This is a genomic window from Micromonospora sp. NPDC003776, assembly GCF_053605645.1.
The window spans coordinates 1-1,001 of record NZ_JBSGJR010001014.1; the positions used below are offsets into that span (position 1 = coordinate 1).

At 80.1% G+C, this 1,001-nt stretch carries 1 protein-coding gene; it reads left to right on the forward strand.

Features of this window, described 5'->3' with window-relative positions; translation table 11 throughout:
* The coding region (locus tag ACWEVO_RS37155; protein WP_452312046.1) for a CopD family protein at positions 1–1,001 on the forward strand (1,001 nt) is incomplete at both ends.

The following is a 1,001-nucleotide window of genomic DNA, read 5'->3' on the forward strand; positions in this document are numbered from 1 at the left end:
GTCATCGCCGGACGGGACGGCGCGCCCGGCCCGGTCCGGATCGGCCCGCCGGCGGTGGTCGTCGGGGTGGCCGGGGCGCTCGCCGCGGCGGCGGGCACCGCACTGCTCGGACACCCGATGGGCGGGCCGTGGCGGACCGCGCTGGTCGGCGGCGTCCACGTGCTCGCGGCCGCCGGCTGGGCCGGCAGTGTCCTCGCCGCCGGCCTCGCCCTGCTCCCGCTGGTCCGGCGCCACCCCGACCGGGCCGACCAGGTCCGCACCCTGCTGCGCGCGTTCGCCACGCTCGCCGTCGGCTGCCTGACCGTGCTCGCGCTCACCGGACTGCTGCTCACCGGCCCGCAGGTGGCCACCGTGGACGCGCTGGTCGGCTCGCCGTACGGGCAGCTGCTGCTGGCCAAGGTCGCGGTGGCCGGGGTGGCCGTGCTGCTCGGCGCCCGTACCGCCCGCCGGCTGCGCCGGGCCGACCTGCCCCGGCGCGGGCTGCGCGTGGAGGCGGCCCTGCTGGCCCTCGCGCTCGGCCTGGCCGGGGCGCTGGCGGCTGCCGGGCCGGGCCGGGGTCCGGCCTTCCCGGTGGCCACCGCCACCCGCGCCGAGCCGCAGGTCAGCGGCCAGGTCGCCGACCTCGTCGACACCGTGGCCGTACGCCCCAACCGGCCGGGACGCAACATCGTCAGCATCAGCGTCGAGGACACCCGCCGCCCGGCGCCCGGCCCGGTGACCGGCGTGTCGCTGCTGCTCAGCGGCCCGAACGGGGAACGGGCGGTGCACCCGGTCACCCGGACCGCCGACGGCTGGGTGGTCGCCGTGGACGACATCCGTACCCCCGGACAGTGGCGGGTGGGCGTGACCGTACTGCGCGGCGGCCTGCCGCCGGTCACCGACACCCACCCCTGGCTGGTCCCGGCCGGTGCCTCGACCGCCGCCCCCGTACGCGTCTCGGCGGCGCCGCTGCGGCCCGTGCTGGACCGGGCGGCGCTGCTGCTCGCGGTCGCCGGGCTCGG